The sequence below is a fragment of the Marinobacter sp. genome (genome assembly GCF_048269445.1).
Lineage (GTDB): Bacteria > Pseudomonadota > Gammaproteobacteria > Pseudomonadales > Oleiphilaceae > Marinobacter.
In genome coordinates this window covers 260,070-279,164 of record NZ_JBLXIQ010000004.1, presented here as the reverse complement: position 1 = coordinate 279,164, position 19,095 = coordinate 260,070, and the positions used below count along the sequence as shown (strand labels likewise).

The window sequence follows — 19,095 nt, the reverse complement described above, 5'->3', positions numbered from 1 at the left end:
CGAACAAAAAAAGCCCCCGCCGAGAAGCGGGGGCCTTTTTGTTCAGGCGGTGGGGTCAAGCCACCCTTTGTTCGTTTGCCTCATAGTTGGTACCCGGCTTCGTTGGCAAGTACCGCCCGCCCTCAGTAATCAGCGTCCAGACATCCGGTCGACGTTTTCTTATGCCTTCAATCAGTGACGCTGCCTCGGTGAAGGCGGGGCGCCGGCGGCCGTGATACTCCAGCACCGGTCCTACATGATCAAATTCCACGCCAAATCGCTTCAGCAGGCGGAGCTGTGCTGGCTCCATGACCGCCATCCAGTGGGTAATGCCATGTCTGATCGACATCTGGAGAATGCCAGCGAAAAGCCCTAGGCTGATGTAGGGCATGGCGCGCTTGCCGTTTGCTGAATCGCTGTAGCAGACGAAATCACTGGCACCGGAGGGCGATTCATCCTCACTGAGGCGCCGACGGAACTCCCGGCTGACCGCCATCCTTGATATTTCTGCAATCTGCCCGCGAGATGCGGCTGCAAATGCGTCCCGTGCCTGCTGGCTCATCCGATGGATGCAGGGGCCTTCCATGGGAAAATCGGCCTGCACCGGGTTATCGCCCGCCATCACGAGACGAACGGTGGCAACGCTGTCCCCCGTTATCCGGTGCCGGATCAGAGCGTGCGCGGATCGCGGGTCGTAGGCGTCGTGCTCACGTTTATCGGCGAAGCAATTTGGGTCCTCGAAAGGCCGGTCGATGCAATACACCTGATACCGAACTTTAAAGACTTCGTTAATTGCCTCTGGAGACGTCGCTAATTCAACATTAAATACCGAATTAAAAATGGTATTAACGTCTTCCTGAGTTTGTTGGATATTTGTGGTTTCTGTTTCATGCCGAAGTGCAAACCCTGTGTTCATTTTTTTGGGCCCTCTTTCTTTCCCGTTCAGGGAGCTGTTGTGGCGATAGTCGCAGTGAGAAGAAGCGCCGCCTAACTCCATTTGTCGGCGTACTACGGGTGCATCGAGGTGACAGCTCATCAGACCTCGGAATGCTTGATCCTGGCCACGTAACGTCCGGGTGCCAGGATGAAATTAGGGTCGACTGCCGCTTTCAATTGACTGGCAAGCCTGGAGAAAGCAGAGTCACCGGTATGCAGGGTGTCCATCGCGTCAATGTTGAGGCGGTAGGGCAGGAACCCCTGCTGTTGCCCCTCGGTGTAAAGTGCGCGATAACAGTCGTTAGCCCGGGCTGTCGCCTCCGCGTCGCTGCGATCAAACAACAGGGGAACGGTGGAGTCGAAGCAGCGGTCGTTTATGGTCGTCAAGGTAATGAGCGGATTGATTCCGTACTGAGGGCAAATCCGCTCAATCATATTGATGTAGCGGCGAACGTCTTTTCCCCGTATTGGAACCAGAGGTGCGAACCATATCAGCCCACAGCCGTCCCGAGCGGGGTTTTTGGGTTGCCCGGCCTCGGGCAGGGTGCCTGAGCGCCAATAGGCCAATGCCAGCGCGACATCATTGGGTGTGCCATGCATGATTTCCAGCGCGCCAGAGAGCGTATCCGCCATGCCCTTAACCCTTGTTGCCAACCTCCCGGGAAGCGCTCGGGCAACAGTTCGCACCAAGTCAACTTTTCGGCGGTTGATAAAAATGAGCCGATCGGTCACCGGGCCGAGAAGCCTCTGTAGTGTACGTCGGGCTGCTCGGGCTACCTCCTTTGACGCGTAAATCGCGCCAACCCCGCTCCACGCCGGAACGCCATGACTGTTAGCAAGGCTTTCAACTTCCTGGGCAGGCAGAACACCGTCTACGGCCCTGTCTTCAGGGAAAGGTGTCATCATTGAGAGCATGCGTTGGCTGTTGAGCAGGTTAATCGCCACGACCGAACCGCCAAGCGCCAGCAACACGGCCCTGACCGTGGGTACCAGCGCTTCCAGTTTGGCATCGTCTTTGGTTGAAAAGAAAAAGGCAGTCACCGTCTCCGGTGCTGGTGCAAGGGCAATGGTCATGTTCACAACCACGCCAAAATTCCCTTGGCTGAAAAGCCCATCAAGATAAGGGCCGACCCCCCATTTGAAGAGCCCATCTACTTCCGCGCCGCCAAGTTCGCTGAGTTGTGTGCGGTAAAGGGTGCCGTCGGGCAGGATCGCTTCTATCTTTGTTACCGCTGCAAAATGGTCAGTAATCGGTGTGATGCCATAACCCCGCTCAAGCGCGTTGCCAAGAATGCTGCAGTTGGGGCCCGCGCCGGTTACCGGAACGAGATAATTACCGTCATGGCGATCGAGGAATTCCCTCAGGGCACCCTGGGTTACCCCTGGCCCGACAGTAACAACGCCCATTTCGGGATCAAAGTCGGAAATGCGGTCTAGCCGGCTCAGATCGAGAATGACGCACCCGTCTTCGACCGGGTTGGCACTACCGTATCCCCAATTATTGCCAGTGCTCACGGGATAAACAGCGACCTGCCACCGTTGGGCAACCTTTAGAACCGATGAGACCTGCTCCTGGGTCTCTGGGCGAAGCACAGCCGGAATAGAGCGTTTTGCTCCTATTGTGGAGGCGCCAAATTCTGCAGCTTCAGCCGCCATAATTCCGGATTCACCCAGAATCGTGGTCCATTCGGCAATTGCAGATTCGGTGATGGTGCTATTCACTGGCGTTTCCACAGTTAATTGAAGACTTAATGAATATGTCGTTAACGTTTACTGACAGCCTGTTCATCTTTGGCGCGGTAATTATAGGTGAGATAACGTCGGCAAAACCACGTTATACCATTACGGCTTTGAAAAAGATTGATTGTTAAGAACCGAAGTACAAACAATAAGTTGTAAAGAAACCCGAGAACTGTATTACAGGCATGTTTATTAAAACATTTTAACCAGGTTTCGGTTATTATCTTTTTCGAAAATGTAAGTTCTTGAAAGAAAAATAGTTTTTTTTGATGCTTGGTAAATTGGATCTGGCTTGAGTCTATAGAGTATACAATGTTAACAGGTATTCAGAGTTAACAGGTAGTTGTTGAAATGTGTAAATATAAGATTACAAAAATAATTAATTCAGCGTCAGCTTTTTTTACATATTTTGTGCAATTTTATAGTCAGGATCGAATAATTCGATTTTCCTGGTTTTCGAAATCCACTATTCCCCTAATAGAGGCGCGTTGGTCTCAGAATCTTGGGCCTTGTTGCCGGGTGAGCTAGTCTGTGTTGAGTAGACACCAAAATCGAAGGAGCCGCCATGTCAGCAACATTCGATCTCAACGAACGGCCGGATTACGACGACCTTATTCAGACCATCGCCGATTACACCCTCGGTTACCGGATAAAAAGCAAAGAGGCCTGGAACACCGCCCGCAACTGCCTGATGGACACCTTGGGGTGCGGCCTGTTGGCTTTGCGGTTCCCCGAATGCACCAAACACCTGGGCCCAATTGTTGAAGGCACGGTTGTGCCCCACGGTGCCCGTGTCCCCGGGACCTCCTTTCGGCTGGATCCGGTGAAAGCCGCCTGGGATATTGGCTGCATTATCCGCTGGTTGGATTACAACGACACATGGCTTGCTGCCGAGTGGGGACATCCGTCCGACAACCTGGGGGGTATTCTTGCGGTCGCTGACCACCTTTCCCAGAAAAGGGTGGCGGAAGGTAAAGCACCGCTGACCATGAAGGCCGTGCTGGAAGCCATGATTATGGCCCACGAGATCCAGGGAGTGCTGGCGCTGGAAAACTCCTTCAACCGAGTAGGTTTGGACCATGTGGTACTGGTCAAGGTGGCATCCACAGCCGTCACTGCAAAACTGATGGGTGCGAACCGGGAGCAACTTCTGTCTGCTCTGTCTCACGCCTGGGTCGATGGCCAGTCATTGCGCACCTACCGCCATGCGCCCAATGCAGGCTCCCGAAAATCTTGGGCAGCCGGGGATGCTACATCCCGTGCGGTGCGACTCGCAGATATCGCCATGAGAGGAGAGATGGGTGTTCCGAGTGTACTGACAGCCCCTCAATGGGGGTTCTACGACGTGCTGTTCAGCAAAACCAACAAAGACCAGAAGCTAAAGCCCGAGGAGAAGCGCCAGTTTTCTTTGCCCCAGGCATTCGGCTCCTACGTGATGGAGAACGTACTGTTCAAGATCTCCTTTCCGGCGGAGTTTCACGCCCAGACGGCGGCAGAAGCGGCGGTAACCTTGCATCCCCAGGTCAAAGACCGCCTCGACGAAATCGACCGGATTGTTATCACCACCCATGAATCCGCCATCCGCATCATCTCGAAGCAGGGCAAGCTGGCCAATGCGGCGGACAGGGACCATTGCCTGCAGTACATGGCAGCGGTGCCGCTGATCTTTGGCCGTCTCATTGCGGAGCACTACGAAGACAGCTTTCACGAAGCCAATCCGATCATCGACGAGGTCCGTGAAAAAATGGAAGTGGTGGAAGATGAGAGGTACACCCGGGAATACCTGGAAGAGGACAAGCGCTCCATCGCCAATGCCATCCAGGTGTTCTTCAAAGATGGCAGCAGCACGGACAAGGTCGAGGTTGAATACCCCATCGGTCACCGTCGACGCAGAAAAGAGGGAATTCCGTTGTTGGAGGACAAATTCACCAATAATCTCGCCACGCGTTTTCCTGGCCAACGCTGCGATCAGATCTTTCTACTCTGCAAGGATCAGAAGACGCTGGAAGGCACACCTGTGCATGAGTTCGTTGCACTGTTCATGATCTGAATAAAAGCGCAGGGTTTGTCAGTTTTTTTAACATTAGATCAGGTCCGTTTGTTCACTGGCGATTGCAGTTACAGAAATTTACAGTACACTGCGGTTCATATAACGCTGTATGTAAACGCACTGGATGCGTTGTTTTATTGTTGTGAACAGCAAAAGGAGTTGGCGTGGCCCACGTCAGATTGTTCAGACACTACATCCATCTTCCCTATGTCATCCTCGGCCTGATTGATTTTTTGCTGCTGGCGTTTGCCTTCGCCCTGACAGTCTTTTTTCGCTACTTCGGCGATCTTGCCTTTTTCCTTGAAAATCTGAAGTTCCTGTTGCCCTCGGCTTTTGTGTTTGCCGGAATGAACCTTTTGGTAATGGTCGCGCTCGGCGTTCATCAGTCCCGCCTGGAGGAAGGCATGTCGGGCATGATGCTTCGCACTATCATGGCGTTGATTGTCAGCATTCCTTTGTGTGGCTTCGCCTACCTGCTGGCACCAGATTGGCTGTGGTACATCGGTGCCACCGGTGTACTGACAACTGCATCGGTGTTCGGCTTTTTCCTGATGGGCATCGTGCGATCAATCTTTATCGCCACCGTGGGCAAGGAAGCATTCAAGCGAAAGGTGTTGGTATTGGGTGCTGGCTTCCGGGCCAGGCAGATTCATGAAGACCTCAGAACGCCACTGAATCGCAAAGGCTTCACCCTGATGGGTTTTGTTCCGCTGCCGGATGAGCCGGTGGAGGTTAGCGAAGACCAGGTGCTGAACATTCCCACAACACTCCAGCAATACATCATCAAACACCCGGTCAGTGAAATCGTGGTGGCTGTGGACGATCGCCGGAAAGGCCTCCCCATGGAAGACCTGCTGGAATGCAAAATGGAAGGCGTAAAGATTGTCGATGGCGCCAGCTTCTATGAGCGGGAGTCCAGGAAAGTGGCCCTTGAAATGGTCACCCGTGGCTGGCTCGTGTTTTCAGACGGGTTTACAGTTTCGTCAGTGTTCGGGATTGGCAAACGCTCCCTGGACATACTTGCGGCCATCACGCTTTTGATACCCGGCCTGCCGTTGATGCTGCTGACCGCGATTGCCATCAAAATCGAAGACGGGATGAAGGCGCCCATTTTCTATAGTCAGGAACGGGTAGGCCTTAATGGCAACGTATTCAAGGTTCACAAATTCCGCTCCATGGTCACAGATGCGGAAAAAAACGGCGCCGTATGGGCGAGCAAGAACGATGCCCGGGTAACCAGGGTAGGGGAATTCATCCGGAAGGTGAGAATCGACGAATTACCACAAATCTTCAATGTGCTGAACGGTACCATGGCCTTTGTGGGCCCGCGCCCCGAGCGACCAGTGTTTGTGGAGCAGTTGTCCGAAAAGATACCCTTCTACAGCGAGCGTCATCGCGTCAAGCCGGGCTTGACGGGCTGGGCTCAGCTTTGTTTTGCCTACGCGGATAATGAAGAAGATACTCGGGAAAAGCTCCGTTACGACCTCTACTACATCAAGAACCAGAGCCTTTTGCTGGACTTGTTGATTATAATTCAGACAGTAGAAGTGGTACTGTTCAAGAAAGGATCAAGGTAGTTTCGGGACTAGCTCTCCCCGAGACATGGAAAGAGAAATGGAACTAGAGAGGAATGACAATGTTATCGAAGTATTCACTGCAGGGATTGTTGATCTCCCTCACAGCGCTAGTGTTTGTTGCGGGTTGTGCCGGGCCTGGTGCTTCATCGCCCGAAAAGATCCAGAGAGCCCTCGCTGTCGATACCGTGAACAGCGTGGATCAGTACATCCTGGGGGCGACGGACGTTGTTCGGGTTTCGGTCTGGCGTAACGATGATCTCAGCATTTCAGTCCCTGTCAGACCCGATGGCAAGATCTCCGTCCCCCTCGCCGGTGATGTTCAGGCCAGTGGAAAAGCCCCCGAAGAGCTAGCCTATGATATCGAGCAACGCCTTGGGTCGTTCATTCGCGAGCCACAGGTCAGTGTGGTCGTTACCAGTATGGGAAGCCATGAATTCAGTGATCGTGTTCGAGTGACTGGCGCTGTTACGCAACCAACATCCGTTCCACACCGCTCCGGTATGACCGTACTGGATATGGTGCTGACCTCAGGTGGCTTGTCACCCTTTGCCGCTCCGAACAACTCAATGTTGTATCGGCTCATCGACGGAGAGATGGTAGCGATTCCAGTCAGACTGGACGACATACTGACCCGGGGTGATATTTCCACCAATTACAGGCTTCGTCCGGGGGATATCCTCACCGTGCCCGAGAGAAGTCTGTGATGAACTCGGGAATAAAGTACCAGCTGGCGCCTTCAATCAGGAGGTAATAATTATGGCACTTCCATTAAGTCAGTTGCCTGCGGAAATTGTTCGTGAGATCCGGGCTCGTAAATGGCTTGCATTATTTGTGTTCGCAGTTGTCAGTTTTTCGGTGTTGGCGGCGGGGTATTTTTGGCCTTACAAGTACCAGTCTCAGGTCATTATCTTTGTAGACGATAGAAATATCATTCAACCGTTGATGGAGGGGCGGGCCGTCACAACCGAGATTAATGAAAAAGCATCCGCTGCGAGGGAGCTGCTTTGGTCTCGCAGTGTGATGGAAAAAATCGCCACGGATACTGATATTTTTGGAGAAAAAGCTGACGACCTGAGCCCGGAAAGGTTGGCAGGTCGCATAAGCGGCATTCGAGGCAGCATGTCGGTCGCTACGCGAGGTGACAACTACTTCAGCATTGGGTATTCGGCGTCTTCTCCCCTCAAAGCCTTTAAGGTTGCCCAGAAGCTGGGGCAGGCATTTATTGAGGAGAACAACGAGCGAAAAAAGGCTGAAAGTCGTTCCGCTTATGACTTTATCGATAAACAGGTGAAAAGTTATGAACGTCAGATTGCCGGCGTAGAGGAGCGCCTGAGACAGTTCCTGTCGGAGAATGTTGAGGGAACAGAGGCTAATGCAAACTCCAGATTATCTAATCTTCAAGGCCGCTTGGAACTTGCCGAACTTGAAAAAGAAGAGCTGGAAACGCGAGCAAATGCCTTTGAACGACAAATGGCGGAGATCAACCCGAGAATCAGGCAAGGGCAGACATCCGATGCCTACCAGGAGCGGATCAGTTCCATGGAAGCACAACTGGATTCCCTGCGTTTGCGCTATCACGACACCTATCCAGACATAATCATTCTCCGGGAGCAGATTGCAGAGCTTCGCAAGCAGCGGCAGCGAGCACTCGAAACCCAGGACGAATCACCCGAATCGCTCGGTGGCGTAGACGTTGCTAATCCGGTATATCAGGACATTCGGTCCTCTCTGGTAAAAACGAATACCGACATTAAAACCGTTGAAACGCGGATCCAATCCATAAAACGACTGATAGCTGAACAGACTAAGCGAATGGAGCGGATCCAGGACAACAAGGCGCAGTATTCAGACCTGACCCGAGACCTGGAAGTGAATAAAGAGATTTATAATGATCTTCTTAAACGCCGGGAAAAGGCGCGTGTTTCCATGCACCTGGATATCGAAGGCCAAGGGCTCAACTACAAGATTAATGAAACTGCACAATATCCCAATAGTCCCAGCGGGCCAAAGTTCTCAATGTTTGCTCTGGCCGGATTATTTGTCGGACTTGTCGCGCCATTTGGTGCTGTGGCGGCTTTGCTGCAGGTGGATCCCAGAGTGCGTACCCGTGAGCAAATAGAGGACGCACTCGAATTGCCAATACTTGAACAACTTCCCGAAGTGCGCACGCCCTTTGAAAAACGACGGGATCGCAGGATTACCGTAGGCGTTGTGTTGATGGCGTTTGTTGTCATCGGGGCCTATATCTCAGTCGCTTTGGCTGCGTTGTTTGGAGTGTTTTAATGAATGATTCCAGGACGGACCGCGACGTTTCTGAAAAGCAGGGCACAGACACCGGGAATAAAAACTCCGCCAATACCGGGGGTGGCGATTATCAGTCCGGTTCTGGAGGCCATGGCAAGGGCAGCAACGTCAGCAGAAACATACCATACTCCGATTCTGATGATTCTCGGATGCTCGTGCCCAGTTCTCTGGAACTCGGTCCGGGAGCCGTAGATCGATATGTCATCAGTAAACAGATTGTTCGGATGCAAGAGCCTCGCAGGCTTACACCAGATGATCTGGATGAAAGGCGAATCATTTATCCGGAATCCAGTAACAGAAAACTGGTTAATCATTTCAGGAACCTCCGCACTAAACTCTTGGAACAATCCGGCGGGAACAATTTTACCCTCGTGGTAAGTGGAGCACGCTCGGGCGCGGGGGCGTCGTTTGTTGCGCTGAATCTGGCAGCTGCTTTTGCATTCGATCAGGCAAAAACAGCTCTGATAATAGACTGCAATTTGCGAGAGCCCGCGCTGCATTCGACTCTCGATATTGTTCCAGAGTACGGGTTGACTGATTTTCTGGACGACCCTGATTTTGACATTTCCCGGATTCTTTATCCCACTGGCATCCCGAGGTTGCGTCTGATTCCGGCGGGAAGCAGGCGTGAAACGCCGAGTGAGTTCTTTACCTCATTCCGCATGAAACAGTTCCTGCAGGCGATACGGCGGCGTTATCCCGACAGGTTTATCGTGCTCGACACCGCGCCCATTAACGAGTCACCTGATGCCCGGATCCTCACGGAATTGTGTGACTATGCAATGCTCGTTGTTCCTCACGGAGGCATGACCGTCAGTGGGGTTGAACAAGCGGCTTTAGCGTTCAACTCGGAAAAATTTCTTGGAGCTGTCATAAATGGCTAGACTGACCGGGCCACGGAAGTGTCCAGCATTGTTCAGGTTTTCTTTTTTCTGTGCTGTCAGTGCAACGATGACTGTCGCGGAAGCGGAGCCACTGACCCTATCGGGGGGGCTGAACAGTCGGTTCAGCGATAACGTAGCACTGACGCCCTCTGACGAAACCAGTGATGTTGAAACAAGAGTGAACCTGACACTGGCGCACCAGACGGACCCGGGTAAATGTGAGGCGCGGACCGCCGCAAATGTTGGGTACGGTGTCTGGTACGACGATACGTTTGATCCAAGGAATTACGCGTCTCTGGATTTTGCCGGGGATTGTCAGTTGGCCCGGAGCCTCTCCTGGGAGGTTTCAGACAATTTGCGAGATGTCACGCAAAATTCCAGAGCTAGCGACACGCCGAACAACCGCACCCGCAAGAATGTCTTTCGCACAGGGCCGGTTTACTCTCTGATGCTCGGCGAGCTGGACCAATTAACGTTTTCCGCAAAATATGGCAATACCGAGTACAGTGAGCCGGAAGATACGGATAGCGAGCGTTACATTGGCACAGCCAGCTGGAACCACATATTCAGCCAGACCTTCTCGGGTGGCGTTCAGTTCAGTACCAATCGGGCGGAACTCGATACCGGTGTTGAGATCGATACAGATGTAGCCAGCCTACTGTTTTCCAAGTCATGGCAGGCGACCAGATTGTCGGGAAGTATTGGTGTCAGCCAGCTAGAGAGTCGGTTCGGAGGTAATACTCAGTCGAGCGAGGGTGTTGTGGGAAATTTCTCCCTCGAGCGGGACATTAATCCTGTCAGTCACGCTTATCTCAGAGGCAGCCGGGAGCTGACTGATCAGACGTCTGACTTCGACATCCGTTTTGGCGACGTGGTTTTCAACCTTCGTGAAACCACAGCGGTAGAGGTAACGGCCCTTGACGCGGGGTTCGTCAGACAGTTTAGCGATGCATCACGGGTCAATGTTGGCGTGTTCGCTAACCGTGCCGATTACATCAGTACCGACGAAGTTGAGGACAGTGTCGGTCTCAGGGTTAGCTACAACCGAACCATTTCAGCGTTGCTGTCCCTACAGACAGGGGCAAGCTATCAGTATCGGACATTCGATGCCGACGGTGTAAATGATAATACCTACCGCGCGGATATCGGCCTGAGATACGAACTTACCCGGGATCTCGGTCTCAACGGCCGGATTGGTCATACCACCAGAACCAGTGATTTGAGTTCCAGCGAATACCAGGAGAACTGGATATCACTGGGCCTTGCTTATCAGTTTTTCTGATTTTCAGTTGCGGTAGCAAGTTCATTATCTGGAGTAACATGGAAGTGACAAAGAACGCGCTGACCATTGATGTTGAAGACTACTTTCAGGTGGCAGCACTGGCTGAAGCGGTCGATCGCAAAGACTGGTCGTCGATGGAATATCGCGTCGAGGCCAACACCGATCGGTTGCTGGAACTGTTCTCGGAAAGGGATGTGAAGGCAACGTTCTTCACCCTTGGTTGGGTTGCTGAACGGTCCCCAGAACTGATCAGGCGTATCCAGAATGCCGGGCACGAAATCGCGAGCCACGGTTACAGCCATCAACTGGTTTACAATCAGACTCCCGAGGTGTTCAGGGACGAAACCCGAAAATCAAAGCAGCTGCTGGAAGATATAACCGGTAAGTCAATTACAGGCTACAGGGCAGCCAGTTACTCAATTACGGCACAGTCGCGCTGGGCACTGGATATTCTGTGTGAAGAAGGGTTTACCTGGGACTCCTCCATTTTCCCCGTGCACCATGACCGCTACGGAATGCCGGGAACGCCCCATGAGCCCTATCGATTAGAAGCCCCCGGTGGTGGCACGCTGATTGAATTTCCACTTTCCACATGCCCGTTGGGGAACTACCGGTTACCGATAGCCGGAGGTGGGTATTTTCGCCTGTATCCGTATTGGCTGAGCCGATGGGGATTGGGGAAAATAAACAGGGCAGGGCAGCCTTTCATTTTCTACCTTCATCCGTGGGAAATTGATACCGGGCAGCCCCGATTAGAAGTCAAAGCACTTTCCCGTTTCCGACACTATAACAACCTGAACAAATGCATGGGCAGGCTGGAGCGATTGCTCGGAGACTTTCGTTTCAGCTCGGTTTCAGATGTACTATCGGAGACAAAGATACCCGCTGGTGCTGTTGTCGTCTAAGAGACTTTTAAGGATAGCGCAATGGGAATGGAGATGCCTGAGCCCCGGTTGGATACACCCAAAGAGCGAATCGACGCGCTTAAAAAAACCAAAGGCCGCCTGAGCCGCCTGGTAGGCGAGGCACGGCAATCGGGGCTTATTGCAGACGATCTGATCGGTGAGTTGAAACAGGTCTCTGATGAGATAAAGCAGCTTCAAAAACGGTTCAAAAAACAGCTTAATGACACCTCGGTCGCAAGAAAATGGTCTCCGGGTAGTATCGAGATTCCCCCTGCGATCGCCCAAAAACCTTCCCGCGGTGCAATAAGGGTTGAGCGATGCACCAATGGCAACGATTCCGCAGTCGAGGCCTACCTGGCCGGCCACCCGGCAGCATCAATATGGCATCGCCCCGCAGTTTCGACGTTTATCGACAATACCTACGGGCACAGGGCTAGATATCTCATTGCACTGGATGATAAAGATGCCATGGTTGGGGTTCTGCCCCTGGTTCAGCTCAACACCCGCCTGTTCGGGAACTTTCTTGTGGCCATGCCCTATTTCAACTATGGCGGTGTACTGGCAGACAATCGGGAAGTTGCACTGAAGCTGATTGCACATGCGGATCAATGGCGTCAGGAGGTCAGTGCAAGACACCTGGAGCTCCGCTTTTGCCAGGATAACGAACTGGGTCTGCCCCAAAAAACAGACAAAGTGGGCTTCTGGTTGCCTTTGCCAGACAATAGCAATGATCTTTGGGAAAGTTTCCAGCCCAAAGTCCGCGCCCAGATACGCCGTGGCCAGCGGGAAATGACCGAGCTCTGCATTGGTGGGCCGGAACTGCTCGACGAATTTTACCGGGTTTTCTCGGTGAACATGCGTGATCTTGGTACCCCGGTTTACGGCAAGGACTTTTTCTCCAACCTGTTACAGGCTCTCAAAGGGCAGGCCTGGCTGGTAGTCGCACGGATAGGCGGGCGGGCCGTTGGTTGTGCTTTTCTCACCGGCTACCAAGGCAGAATGGAGATTCCCTGGGCATCCACCTTGCGGCTGTACAACCACACCAGTATCAACATGAGTATGTACTGGGCGATCCTTGAGTTTGCCGTCCAGCAGGGTTTTGACGTGTTCGATTTTGGCCGCTGCAGCCACGATGCCGGAACCTATCATTTCAAACAGCAGTGGGGTGCCCAATCACTGAAGCTTTACTGGGACTATGTGCTTCCGGAGGGTGACAAACTACCTGCACTCAATCCAGACAACCCAAAATTCAGGCTAATGATAGCCATTTGGCAGCGCCTGCCAGTGAGGCTTACGAACCTGCTGGGACCGCATATCGTCAAGGGACTGCCATGATGAGTCTGTTCCAGACGAAAGCCTGGCAAAGTGCGTGGTGGGAAACCTGGGGCAACCAAAAAGGTTTCAGGCTGGTCAGAGAGTGGGATGGCCAGGTCTCGGGCCTGTACGAGTCCAGATATCGGCTGAAGGGAATATTACCAGTTCGCTCCCTTCAGTTCGTTGGCACCAGTTATCGAGAGCTGAGAACACCCAGAACTGAATATAACCAGTTTTGCCCCGATAACCTGAGTGGACAGCCATTATTGTTAGAGATGGAACAGATGCTCCAGGAGCAACCCTGGACAGAAGCCGTTTTTAATGATTTGCGGACCGGGTCTGAAGAGCTGTCTGCACTGGTTACCATTGCCGCCACCCATAACTGGGCCTTCAGAATTACCGCTTCTGACAACGGTTATGCGGTTTCAACATCGGGCAGCTTCGATAACTATCTTGCATCTCTTGGTGCCAACAGCCGCTTGCGCCTGGTCAATCGTAGGAAAATACTGGAGTCGCTTGGAAGCGTCCGCGAGGAAAATCTCTGGCCATCTGATGTCGATGCTTTTTTTCAGCACCTGAACAGGTTTCATCTGGCAAGGTGGAAAAAAAACTGTGTAACGCCAACCAGCCTGGAATTCCACAAGAAGTTTCTGTCACGGGTTGAGGCGGAGGGTGGCAGGCCACTGTTATCGGTCCTGCATTGTGATGGCAATGTGGTTTCAGTGCTTTATAACGTCTGGTACCGCGGCGTTATATACAACATTCAGGCGGGATTTGATGAAAAATTCCACAAGAAGTTATCCCTTGGCTCTCTTCATCTGGGGTACGCCGTCGAAGACGCATTTGAAGCACAGGACACCCACAGGCTGGACCTGCTTGCCGGCCAGGGCAAGAACGAAGACTATAAGTCCCGCTTTGCGACTGACCAATACCAGTTCATATCGATCATGCTGGTAAAAAGCGTTCTGTTCCGTGCCCTCTACTGGATGAGAGGATAAATTGTTGTGGCAGGGAGAACGATGACAACCATTCTGCACCTTATAGATACGACGGGCCCCGGCGGAGCGGAGACCGTCTTTACCAATCTGCTGAAAGAGCTGGAACACACGGAGTTCCGCAACATTGTGGTATTGCGTGGTGAGGGATGGGTGGCCGACAGGGTTCGCAGCCTTGGCATCACACCTCAGATTATTGATTCCAAGGGAAGCTTCAATCTCGGCTACGTGAGAGCGTTGCGGGAACTTATTAGCAGTGAGAAGGTTGATCTTATCCATGCTCACCTTCTTGGTTCAAACGTTTATGGCGCGCTTCTGGCGCTGATCTGCAGAAAGCCCATGATTGCGACTTTTCACGGCGCTGTGGATGTTGCCGCAGGAGAACGGTTTCTTAAAACAAAATTCTTCCTCATCGGGCGTGGCGCTTCTGCAATCGTGTGTGTATCAGAACGCCTTCAACAAGAGCTGGCCGAACGCAGCCCCTTGCCCTCCCGTAAACTGAAGCTCATCTACAATGGTGTCGATCCCGAGGCGTTCATTGGTGGGCCTGCGAACGGGCTCAAAGAGGAACTGGGGCTGCCACAGGAGGTAACTCTTGTTGTCTCCTTGGGCAACATTCGCCCGGCGAAAGGTTATGAGTACCTTGTGGAAGCCGCCATCACCATGGCGGTAGCTGACCCAAAGGTGCATTTTGTGGTCGTGGGGCATCAAAAGGAAAAGCTGTTCCAGAAACTGAAGGATCAGATTGCTCAGGCGCCCACACAACCCAATATTCATTGGCTGGGGTTTCGGCAGGACGTTGCCGATATTCTCCGGCAGGCGGATATCTTCCTGCTACCCTCAGTGTCTGAAGGATTTTCCATTTCCACCGTCGAGGCCATGATGGCCGGGGTGCCGGTTATTGCGACCCGCAGTGGCGGGCCGGAAGAGATTATTGATGATGGGGTGTCCGGTATGTTGGTGCCCGTAAAAGACGCCGGGGCCATCGTGGAAGCCATCCAGAAGCTGATGGATCAGCCGACACGAAAAGACCTTACCGATGAAGCGAGGCGAACTGCGAAAGAACGCTTTTCTTTGCAATCCATGTTAACGAGGTATAAAGACGTTTATAGCCAGTTGGTCAATTAGCGAAGGGTTGGATAAAGGATGTCCAGGTTCCTGATATCTATCAATAAAGGCAAGGATGCAGTCACTGAGGTCTCGTTGGACTCAGTGAAAGCAATACTGCAGGAGGTGACGCACACTGAGGCAGGCACGGAGACCTTTTCTTATGGTGACATAAAGGTTGCCTACTCAGGCAAGGTGAGCATCTATCTGGATGAGCCCCTCGGCAGATTATTTATCCTGTCGGGCTACTTCCGCCGCCCGGGCACTTCGTCAGATTATTCCGATAACGCAAACGACCTCGTGTCCCTGTGGGATAGGAGCCGAGACCCGTTGAACGATGAATTTGAGGGCAGTTTTTCACTGATCGTCTGTTATCTGAACTCACCGGAAGTCCTGTTAATGGCGGACAGGTTTGGAACAAGACCTGTGTACTACAGCTCCAGCGAGCGACATTTGACCGTCTCCTCGGAAGCTTTCTGCCTGTTGCCCTGGCAGGAAAAGCTCCGAATCTCATCCGCTGCATTATCGAGCAGTTTCTGGCTGGGCTTTTGCCGTGCGCCTGAGAGTATGGTTTCCGGCATCTTAAAAGTGCCCGATAACGGTGCAGTTAAACTCGGGGCCAGTGGAAATATCGAAACATTTGCAAAGCCGTGTCCTCTGGTCGTGGAGCCCGATGACACTCTTGAGTTTGAGGCCGTGGTCTGCCGCATTGAGGAAGCGCTCGAACAGGAGTTCACCAGTCTTGCCAGAAGGGCAGACAGGGTGGCAGTTTTGCTGAGCGGTGGCGTTGATTCCTCGATAATGGCCGCCTACGCTAAAAGGCACTTTTCGGATTGTGTGGCATTTTCCTGTGAGATAGAGGGCTTTGCTAACCCCGAGCTGAAACGGGCCGTCTACGTTGCGGAGAAGCTCGGCCTGAGACATGAAATTGTTCGCCTGAATTCGAGTGATCTGGGTCAGGTTTTTGACGAAGTCGTCTCGATGCTGGAAGGGCCCTCCAGGCATATCAACAATATTGTGGTCCGCCGGATCTTCCAACAAATCAGAGGCTACGATGCCATCATCGGCGGGGATGGGGCAGACGCCCTGTTCGGAACCAAAACCAACCGGACCATTGTTAACATTCAGAAAAAGATAGCTTTGGCGGCGCGGATCCCCGACTCATTAAAACCTGTTATCAGTATGCTTGTTGGCAGGCTTCGTCCCCGAAAGCGTGACTCCCTGAACAGAATCCTGGCCAACGATTTGGAATCGCTGTTATGCAGCCTTTTCACGATAGACTACGGAGAGCAGGAAGTGTCCGTCGCCAGCCGATTGGGAGTGGCACCCTTTGTTGATATTCCCTTCGGTGCGTATAAGTCCTCCGATATTGTGGGCAAGAGCCTTGAAGCAAATCTTTCCCTGTTTCTGAGGTGTATGCTGGAACGCAATACCAGGCTATCAAACGACTCAGGCATCCCTGTTTACTATCCTTTCCTTTCGGAGGGAATGCTGAAAATATCAAGACGGCTCCCCTATCGGTTGCGCTTTGATGAAGCTGGCAATGCCAAGCCAACGTTAAGGGAAATTTGCAGGCGGCTGATCGATGCTTCGGTTATTGAGTGGCCAAAGATCGGTTTTGAAACGCCGGAAAAAGCCTGGCTCACCAATGAGCTCAGCCCTTATCTCGAAAAGGCCTTTTCCAAAGAAGGTGGCGTCAGTCAGGTTCTGGGTTTCGAACTGGAAAATAACGATATAGCGGCAGTTCAGTCGTCAACAAGGTTGCCATGGTGGTTGATGACGCTGGATGCAAGTTTGTTGAAGATGCAAGCAAAGTGCCTCAGGCCAACAGTATTGGGAGTAAACCATTGAAGGAGTCGCTGCTGAAATGGGCAAACATCCTGGGTGAAACGGGTCTGTTCCGGCTGCTTTGCCCTGGTACCTTGCCGGTATTCATGCTTCACCGAGTGACGGACGGCAATGATGGCGTTCCGGGAAGGATGACGGCTACCCAACTGCGTAGTTATCTTCAATACCTCTCAAATAAAGGCTACCAGGTTCTTTCGATGGATGAGCTTTGGCAGTCTCTTGATGAAGGGCGGGAAATACCATCCAGGTCGGTTCTGTTCACCATCGATGACGGTTTTTATGACCATCATGACGTGGCGGCAAAGGTGTTTGATGAATTTGGATTTCCGTTGAACTTTTTCGTGATCACCGGTTTGCTGGATCAGCAACTCTGGCCATGGGATGACCAGGTTACCTATGCATTCAGGCACGCCCGTGTGCTGCGTTCGGATCTTGAGCTGCCATCGGGCGCCGTCTTCTCGGTAAACCTGGAGGAAGCACTGGCCGAAACGGTCATTCGGGAGGTTCGAGATGCCCTGAAAACGGGGCCTCAGGCAGAGGTCTACCAGTGGCTGCGCGAGGAACTCTTCCGCAAGCTGGGGGTTGATTATCCGTCTTCCGCCCCTGCCGAATATCGGCCAATGTCCTGGAGCGATGCAAGATCCCTGCGTGAAAGGGGGCACGGTGTCTATCCGCACACTTGCTCCCACAGAATTCTTTCGACCCTTGCTCCGGCAGAAAAACGGAAGGAAATTTTTGGTTCTCTGGAGCGGGTAGGGAAGGAACTCGGTTATTCGCCACAAGTATTTGCATACCCTACCGGGCGCCCTTCAGATTACGACGACCAGGATGTGGAAGAGCTCAGGCAAGCTGGGTTCAACATGGCGTTCAATACCGTTCCAGCGTACGTAAGGCAGGGGCAGGATCACTATCAGCTCCCCCGATTCTCCCTGCCGGAGAACACCGCGGATTTCCTGCAGATTGTGAACCGCTTCGAGGCCCTAAAGGAGAAGCTACGAGGCTAATTGGTGTCGCCACGCAATTTCCGCCCAACCCGGGAAAGAATATCCCGGATGGACATGCAGGAGTACCTGAATGCGGGGTGTGGGTCTTTCCAGTAAAACAGCGCTGCGACCCGGCGATAGCGAAGCAATCCGATATAGCGAAACAGCACGGCAAAAATGTTCTCCCGGTCTTCCAGGCGGGCGACCAGATCTCCGAAGAAGTTCCAGTACACACGGTTGTTCTTCTGGGGGGCAAATGCCACCGGATTGCCGTAGGCCACCTGTGTGCAGGCCAGTATGTTGTTGATTCCGCAACGGGTATCAAACCAGTTGCACATTCCCAGCCGCGGATTGGTCTCAATATAGTAATAATGCCCGGAGTTCTGGTCTTTCTTGAATTCGATCATCGCCGGCCCGGAGTAATTGAGGGCCTTACCAATCTTTGCGCATTCATCCCGCAGTACCTGGTTTTCCCGGCTGATTGCCAGGGACGTTACCCCATAGTGGGAGGGCATGGTTCCCAGGCGGTTGAACACGAAGCACGCGCTCAGCTCTTTGTTCAGGCCAAAGGTGACGTTGCATACCCACAAATTATCGTCATCACCCGCTATGACTTCCTGGGCTATAAAACGCTCAAGCTTGCCATGGAACCGCTTCCGAAACTCCTCAAGTTCGGCCTCAGTGTTAATAATGACATTTTTTGCGCCTAGTACCGCATACTCCCGGAAGGTTCGGGGCTTGATAATAATCGGGAAAGACTCGGGAACATCGGTGGCCAGTTGGTAGTAGGTCTTGGGGAGGGTAATACCACCTTCCTCCATGGACTGGCATTCCAGTTTCTTGTCGTTGAGGATTTCAGTGGTTTCCGACGAAGGCACAATCAGGTGGTGATGGGTGTAGCCCTCGGTCTTGAGCTTGCCGAGCAGTTCCGCCGCCAGATCTGAACAGGCCAGCAGGACTCCCGGCCCGTCCTCATTACGGTACAGCTGGTCCAGGATAGGGCGTATGTCTTCCACCCCGGGGGTTGCGGGTAACAGAAATCGGTACTGACTGTATCTGCTATAGGCGCTTAGATCGGTCTGGCTGGTCAGAAGCGTGTAGGTTCGAAGGCCTGCGTGCGCGGCGGAGCGCACGGCACCAAGCCCGTTAAGGCCGTTGGCAAGAATGATGACATACGGTTGATTCATAGAA

General features: G+C 52.8%; 15 protein-coding genes. 12 read left to right on the top strand and 3 right to left on the bottom strand.

Annotation, left to right across the window (positions count from 1 at the left end; genetic code table 11):
• Window positions 1-55: 55 nt before the first annotated feature.
• Both ACN0XM_RS10290 and ACN0XM_RS10285 read right to left on the bottom strand, forming a co-directional pair.
• Window positions 56-895, bottom strand: coding sequence for a PEP-CTERM/exosortase system-associated acyltransferase (locus tag ACN0XM_RS10290; RefSeq protein WP_417566847.1), 840 nt, complete (start codon window positions 893-895; stop codon window positions 56-58).
• 119 nt (window positions 896-1,014) lie between these two features.
• Window positions 1,015-2,637, bottom strand: a complete 1,623-nt coding sequence (locus tag ACN0XM_RS10285; RefSeq protein WP_417566846.1) for an FAD-binding oxidoreductase — start codon at window positions 2,635-2,637, stop codon at window positions 1,015-1,017.
• A gap of 583 nt (window positions 2,638-3,220) precedes the next feature.
• Here ACN0XM_RS10285 and prpD point away from each other — a divergent pair.
• The 12 genes from prpD (at window position 3,221) to ACN0XM_RS10225 (ending at window position 17,925) form a co-directional block, all read left to right on the top strand.
• Window positions 3,221-4,705, top strand: coding sequence for a 2-methylcitrate dehydratase (gene prpD, locus ACN0XM_RS10280; RefSeq protein ID WP_417566845.1), 1,485 nt, complete (start codon window positions 3,221-3,223; stop codon window positions 4,703-4,705).
• 164 nt (window positions 4,706-4,869) lie between these two features.
• Window positions 4,870-6,282 carry a TIGR03013 family XrtA/PEP-CTERM system glycosyltransferase gene (locus ACN0XM_RS10275; RefSeq protein WP_417566844.1) on the top strand — a complete coding sequence of 471 codons (1,413 nt, stop codon included), beginning with the start codon at window positions 4,870-4,872 and terminating at the stop codon, window positions 6,280-6,282.
• 59 nt (window positions 6,283-6,341) lie between these two features.
• On the top strand, window positions 6,342-6,986 hold the full coding sequence (locus ACN0XM_RS10270; RefSeq protein WP_417566843.1) for an XrtA/PEP-CTERM system exopolysaccharide export protein: 645 nt from the start codon (window positions 6,342-6,344) through the stop codon (window positions 6,984-6,986).
• Between the two features lie 52 nt (window positions 6,987-7,038).
• A complete protein-coding gene (locus ACN0XM_RS10265) occupies window positions 7,039-8,565 on the top strand; it encodes an XrtA system polysaccharide chain length determinant (protein ID WP_417566842.1) in 1,527 nt (508 codons plus the stop codon).
• Window positions 8,565-9,470: a polysaccharide biosynthesis protein gene (locus ACN0XM_RS10260; protein ID WP_417566841.1), complete on the top strand. Its 906-nt coding sequence runs from the start codon at window positions 8,565-8,567 to the stop codon at window positions 9,468-9,470. The genes ACN0XM_RS10265 and ACN0XM_RS10260 overlap by 1 nt, the downstream gene beginning before the upstream one ends.
• 67 nt (window positions 9,471-9,537) lie before the next feature.
• Complete coding sequence (locus tag ACN0XM_RS10255) at window positions 9,538-10,752, top strand: outer membrane beta-barrel protein (protein WP_417566840.1); 1,215 nt, start codon at window positions 9,538-9,540, stop codon at window positions 10,750-10,752.
• A gap of 38 nt (window positions 10,753-10,790) precedes the next feature.
• A complete protein-coding gene (locus ACN0XM_RS10250) occupies window positions 10,791-11,657 on the top strand; it encodes an XrtA system polysaccharide deacetylase (protein ID WP_417566839.1) in 867 nt (288 codons plus the stop codon).
• Window positions 11,658-11,678: 21 nt separating this feature from the next.
• The gene (locus ACN0XM_RS10245; protein ID WP_417566838.1) at window positions 11,679-12,992 is read left to right on the top strand and encodes a FemAB family XrtA/PEP-CTERM system-associated protein; all 1,314 of its coding nucleotides are present in this window, start codon (window positions 11,679-11,681) and stop codon (window positions 12,990-12,992) included.
• Window positions 12,993-13,246: 254 nt separating this feature from the next.
• Window positions 13,247-13,969 carry a GNAT family N-acetyltransferase gene (locus ACN0XM_RS10240; RefSeq protein WP_417567083.1) on the top strand — a complete coding sequence of 241 codons (723 nt, stop codon included), beginning with the start codon at window positions 13,247-13,249 and terminating at the stop codon, window positions 13,967-13,969.
• Window positions 13,970-13,990: 21 nt separating this feature from the next.
• Window positions 13,991-15,094 carry a glycosyltransferase family 4 protein gene (locus tag ACN0XM_RS10235; RefSeq protein ID WP_417566837.1) on the top strand — a complete coding sequence of 368 codons (1,104 nt, stop codon included), beginning with the start codon at window positions 13,991-13,993 and terminating at the stop codon, window positions 15,092-15,094.
• Window positions 15,095-15,112: 18 nt separating this feature from the next.
• On the top strand, window positions 15,113-16,924 hold the full coding sequence (locus ACN0XM_RS10230; RefSeq protein ID WP_417566836.1) for an asparagine synthase-related protein: 1,812 nt from the start codon (window positions 15,113-15,115) through the stop codon (window positions 16,922-16,924).
• Window positions 16,921-17,925, top strand: a complete 1,005-nt coding sequence (locus ACN0XM_RS10225) for a polysaccharide deacetylase family protein (protein WP_417566835.1) — start codon at window positions 16,921-16,923, stop codon at window positions 17,923-17,925. Before ACN0XM_RS10230 ends, ACN0XM_RS10225 begins: the two co-directional genes overlap by 4 nt.
• Here ACN0XM_RS10225 and ACN0XM_RS10220 read toward each other — a convergent pair.
• Window positions 17,922-19,091, bottom strand: coding sequence for a hypothetical protein (locus ACN0XM_RS10220; protein WP_417566834.1), 1,170 nt, complete (start codon window positions 19,089-19,091; stop codon window positions 17,922-17,924). The genes ACN0XM_RS10225 and ACN0XM_RS10220 overlap by 4 nt on opposite strands.
• Window positions 19,092-19,095 lie beyond the last annotated feature (4 nt).

What these genes read in the sequence shown, in the direction of transcription:
- ACN0XM_RS10240 (WP_417567083.1), top strand. Translation starts at nt 13,247, where the DNA reads ATGGAACAGATGCTCCAGGAGCAACCCTGGACAGAAGCCGTTTTTAAT.
- ACN0XM_RS10290 (WP_417566847.1), bottom strand. Translation starts at nt 895, where the DNA reads ATGAACACAGGGTTTGCACTTCGGCATGAAACAGAAACCACAAATATC.
- ACN0XM_RS10270 (WP_417566843.1), top strand. Translation starts at nt 6,342, where the DNA reads ATGTTATCGAAGTATTCACTGCAGGGATTGTTGATCTCCCTCACAGCG.
- ACN0XM_RS10220 (WP_417566834.1), bottom strand. Translation starts at nt 19,091, where the DNA reads ATGAATCAACCGTATGTCATCATTCTTGCCAACGGCCTTAACGGGCTT.
- ACN0XM_RS10255 (WP_417566840.1), top strand. Translation starts at nt 9,538, where the DNA reads ATGACTGTCGCGGAAGCGGAGCCACTGACCCTATCGGGGGGGCTGAAC.
- ACN0XM_RS10235 (WP_417566837.1), top strand. Translation starts at nt 13,991, where the DNA reads ATGACAACCATTCTGCACCTTATAGATACGACGGGCCCCGGCGGAGCG.
- prpD (WP_417566845.1), top strand. Translation starts at nt 3,221, where the DNA reads ATGTCAGCAACATTCGATCTCAACGAACGGCCGGATTACGACGACCTT.
- ACN0XM_RS10250 (WP_417566839.1), top strand. Translation starts at nt 10,791, where the DNA reads ATGGAAGTGACAAAGAACGCGCTGACCATTGATGTTGAAGACTACTTT.
- ACN0XM_RS10260 (WP_417566841.1), top strand. Translation starts at nt 8,565, where the DNA reads ATGAATGATTCCAGGACGGACCGCGACGTTTCTGAAAAGCAGGGCACA.
- ACN0XM_RS10245 (WP_417566838.1), top strand. Translation starts at nt 11,679, where the DNA reads ATGGGAATGGAGATGCCTGAGCCCCGGTTGGATACACCCAAAGAGCGA.
- ACN0XM_RS10230 (WP_417566836.1), top strand. Translation starts at nt 15,113, where the DNA reads ATGTCCAGGTTCCTGATATCTATCAATAAAGGCAAGGATGCAGTCACT.
- ACN0XM_RS10265 (WP_417566842.1), top strand. Translation starts at nt 7,039, where the DNA reads ATGGCACTTCCATTAAGTCAGTTGCCTGCGGAAATTGTTCGTGAGATC.